Source organism: Mesorhizobium sp. M1E.F.Ca.ET.063.01.1.1, from assembly GCF_003998155.1.
Classification (GTDB): Bacteria; Pseudomonadota; Alphaproteobacteria; order Rhizobiales; family Rhizobiaceae; genus Mesorhizobium.
In genome coordinates, this window is the sequence record NZ_RZSC01000568.1 from 1 (window position 1) to 3926 (window position 3926).

6 protein-coding genes are annotated in these 3926 nt (G+C 64.3%); 4 read left to right on the plus strand and 2 right to left on the minus strand.

Features of this window, described 5'->3' with window-relative positions; genetic code table 11:
• From dut to EOA29_RS28135, 4 genes are all read left to right on the plus strand, one after another.
• A partial coding sequence (dut, locus tag EOA29_RS28120) for a dUTP diphosphatase (protein ID WP_245468558.1) occupies nucleotides 1-474 on the plus strand: 474 nt, incomplete at its 5' end.
• Complete coding sequence (locus EOA29_RS28125) at nucleotides 474-1133, plus strand: HAD family phosphatase (RefSeq protein WP_189350397.1); 660 nt, start codon at nucleotides 474-476, stop codon at nucleotides 1131-1133. The genes dut and EOA29_RS28125, both read left to right, overlap by 1 nt.
• 77 nt (nucleotides 1134-1210) lie before the next feature.
• A complete protein-coding gene (locus EOA29_RS28130) occupies nucleotides 1211-2038 on the plus strand; it encodes a hypothetical protein (protein WP_126090494.1) in 828 nt (275 codons plus the stop codon).
• A gap of 79 nt (nucleotides 2039-2117) precedes the next feature.
• The gene (locus EOA29_RS28135; protein WP_126090495.1) at nucleotides 2118-2930 is read left to right on the plus strand and encodes an oxaloacetate decarboxylase; all 813 of its coding nucleotides are present in this window, start codon (nucleotides 2118-2120) and stop codon (nucleotides 2928-2930) included.
• Here EOA29_RS28135 and EOA29_RS28140 read toward each other — a convergent pair.
• Together EOA29_RS28140 and EOA29_RS42340 are read right to left on the minus strand one after the other, a co-directional pair.
• Nucleotides 2927-3622, minus strand: coding sequence for a sulfate transporter family protein (locus EOA29_RS28140; protein ID WP_126090496.1), 696 nt, complete (start codon nucleotides 3620-3622; stop codon nucleotides 2927-2929). The genes EOA29_RS28135 and EOA29_RS28140 overlap by 4 nt on opposite strands.
• Nucleotides 3619-3926, minus strand: a 308-nt coding sequence (locus EOA29_RS42340; protein WP_210213176.1) for a hypothetical protein, incomplete at its 5' end; no start/stop codon positions are given. The genes EOA29_RS42340 and EOA29_RS28140, both read right to left, overlap by 4 nt.

A 3926-nucleotide genomic window follows, 5' to 3' on the forward strand; every position in this document is an offset into this window, starting at 1 on the left:
GTCTATCCTTCCTCCGTCATCGGCCCCACCGTCGGTTTCGTCAGGCTCCCGCATGGCGAGGGCTTGCCGTTGCCGGCCTATGAAAGCTCAGGCGCTGCCGGAATGGATCTGCGTGCCGCGGTGCCGGAAGACCGGCCGCTGCTCATCCTGCCGGGAAAGCGCGCGCTGGTGCCGACAGGACTGATCCTGGAAATCCCGGAAGGCATGGAAGGCCAGGTCCGGCCGCGTTCCGGCCTCGCCTTCAAGCATGGCCTCACCTGCCTCAACACGCCCGGCACAATCGACAGCGACTATCGCGGTGAGGTGAAGGTGCTGCTCGTCAATCTCGGCGATGAGGATTTCGCGGTGACGCGCGGCATGCGGATCGCGCAGATCGTGTTTGCCGCGGTGACGCAGGTCGCCAGCGAGGAACGCTCGCTCGCCGGCGGCACGACACGCGGCGCCGGCGGCTTCGGGTCGACCGGCACCGCTTGATGCAAGTTCCAAAGCTGGTCATCTTCGACTGCGACGGGGTTCTGGTCGACACAGAGAACCTTGCCAACAAACGCCTCGCCGAATGGCTCTCCGGGGCCGGCTTTCAAACCACATTCGAATATTGCCGCAAGCATTTCTCCGGCCGCAGCATGGCCTCGGTGCAGAAAGAGATCGAGGCGGAGACCGAGGTCAGGCTCGGCACCGATTTCGTCGAACGCTGGAACGCCGGCCTGCCGGACCTGTTCGCGCATGGCGTCGAGGCGATCCCTTATGTTCGCGACTTCATCGGGAAGGTGCGCGCGGCCGGCATCGCCTATTGCGTCGCCTCCTCGGCCCGGATCTCGAAGATGCATATCACGCTCGGCCAGACCGGGCTTTTGCCGCTGTTCGAGCACGCCATGTTCTCCTCGACCATGGTCGGGCGCGGCAAGCCCTTCCCCGACCTCTTCCTCCATGCGGCAAAGACAATGGGGTTCGCGCCGGACGGCTGCATCGTCATCGAGGACAGCGTCGCAGGCACCCAGGCGGGCATCGCCGCCGGCATGCGCGTGTTCTCCTACCACGCCGATCCGTTCTCAGACCGCGACGGGCTGGCCGCGGCCGGCGGCATCCTGTTCGACGACATGCGCGAACTCGCCGGGCTGGTGCCGATCCACTGAGTTCATTGCGCTGCGGACAATCCGGCTGTTTGTCGCCGTCAGCCATGCTAGCCTGCACGCTCCCAAGGGGGCACTCCATGACATCCGTCCCGCGTCGATTCCTGTTCGCTTGCCTGCTGTTGCCGTGGCTGTGGGCGACCGCGGATGCAGAGACCGTCAGCTTTCCCGAACCGGGCAGCGCCGTTCCCGGCCACCCGGACGTGACTTATCTCGACCTCGCGAAGTTGATCATCCCGGATGACGGCAGCCCGCCGATCCAGATGCGCGACATCACCGGCGATGACGATGGCGGCTCGCCGCCTCCCACCGCAAGCCTGCCGGACGCCGCCGTACTCGCCATCAAGGCCGGCGGCAAGGACCGGCTGGCGATGCTCTACGACCTCGGCTACTCATCCGACGACGCCGAGGGCTTCGCCGTGCTGGCGCTCTTTGATCTCTCCGGCAAGCCGAGACTGCTCGACGCGGCAAACGTCGCAGTCGACAGGAGCACCTATTTCGGCGAACCGGCCAAGCTTTCGCTCGGCGCCGGCGACGATGCCATCGTCACCACGAGCACGCATTTCAACTCGAACCAGGGCTATGCCGGTACGCTGCTGATCATGGTCCGCAACGACCGCTTCGAACTGATCGACACAATCTACACGTTCAACGAAAATTACTGCGCCTACAGGCGCACGCAGAACCTGGCCTTCCAGACGCGCGGCGGCAAGAAACCCCACGCGGCGATCAAGGTGACGGTGACCGATGCCACCGCGCCAAGCGACGAAAGCTGCGAGGAGCCCACGCCTAAAGCCGTCTCGCACGACATTTCCGTCACCTATCGCTGGGACAAGGCCAAGTCGCGTTATGTGAGGAATTCCGACGCGTTCGGGCGTTTGTCAGCAGAGAACGAGAAACGCTTCTAAGCCAACCGCATTCGTTTGCCCGACCCGGGCGGCCGCGATAAATTCCCCGCACGACCCCAATCATGATTGAGGACCCGCCATGGACAAGGGCAAGATTTTTCGCGATCTGCATGCCTCCACCTTCGTCATGCCCAACCCCTGGGACATAGGCACGACCAAGCTTCTGGCTTCCTTCGGCTTCAAGGCGCTGGCAACGACAAGCGCCGGCTTCGCGTTCTCGCGCGGGCTGCCAGACGGCGCCGTGACGTTCGAGGCCATGATCCACCATTGCCGCGAGGTGACGGCGGCCACCGACCTGCCGGTTTCTGCCGACCTCGAACGCGGCAAGGGGGACAGCCCCGAGCAGGCCGCCGAAACCATCTTCGCGGCCGAAGCCGCCGGCCTTGCCGGCTGCTCGATCGAGGACCACACCGGCGATCCCGACAATCCGATCTACGATTTCTCGCATGCCGTCGAACGCGTTGCCGCGGCGGTCGAGGCGGCTCGCGCGCTCAAGCACGATTTCGTCTTTACCGCGCGGGCCGAGAACTTCCTGTGGGGCAAGACCGATCTCGACGACACGATCAAGCGGCTGCAGGCCTTCGAGAACGCCGGCGCCGATGTGCTCTATGCACCGGGCCTGAGCGACGTCGACATGGTGCGCACGGTCTGCTCGGCGGTGAGCAAACCCATCAATGTCATGGCGCGGCCGGGCTTCACCGTCGCCGAACTTGCCGCAGCCGGCGTCAAACGCATCTCGCTCGGACCATGGCTGACGAATTTCGCCTACGGCATGCTGGAAACGGCGGCGCGCGAGATCCTGCAGGACGGCACCTTCGGCTTCACCCGCGCAGCGATGCCGTTCGGCAAGCTGCAGGCACTGTTCCGCGGAGGCGCTACTGAGCAGGACTAAACCAGCTCGCGCGCCGAAACCGCCTTGTGCAGATGCACCATCACGGCGGCGGCGAAGAGCGGCGTCAGAAGGTTGAGCAGCGGCACGGCAAGGAAGACGGCGATAACCAGCCCGGCCAGGAACACGGTGCCGGCGTGTTTCCGGCGCAGCGCCTTGGCCTCGGCCTCGGGACGGAAGCGCATGGCGGCGAATTCGAAGAACTCGCGCCCGAGCAGATAGCCGTTGACGATGAAGAAGGCGGCGATGTTGATGCCCGGCATCAGGAGCAGCAACAAGGCGACGATGTTGCCGACGACGATGACGCCGAAGAATTTGATCGCCAGCACCAGCGAATGCAGCGCAGGCACAGCGCGGCCGGGCGGATCGTTCGGGTAATCGGTGCGCTCGACCACCTCGGCGACATCGTCGAGGAACAGGCCGGCGACGATCGCCGTCACTGGTGCCACGAGCAGCGCCATTCCCACCGCGAGGACGATGCCGGCGATGATGGCGCTGAGCCAACCGGCCCAGGCAGGCAGGCCAGGCACGAATGTCTGCAGCCACGGCCAGGCCAGCCATTCGAGCAGGCTCTCGATGCCAAACCACAACGCCACCAGCGCCAGCACTGTCAATCCAAGCGTCTTCAGGAAGACGGAGCGGAATTCGGGCGAGAACAGCTGGCTGGCGGCGGCGCGGGCGGCGTCAAGAATCACGGCAGCTCCAAGCCCTTATCGAGGAACGATGCTCCCGAGATAGGCAGGGTTGATGCGAGGCGCAACCAAAGCGCGTCGGCGACGCGCTTTGAGTCTTTGTCTCGATGCATGTCGTTCTCCCAAACCGCTGCGCACTTTTGGGCGACATGCATTTTCCTGATGCATGTCGTTCTCCCAAAAACCGCTGCGCACTTTTGGGCGACATGCATTTTCCTGATGCATGTCGTTCCCCCAAAACCGCTGCGCACTTTTGGGCGACATGCATTTTCCTGATGCATGTCGTTCCCCCAAAACCGCTGCGCAC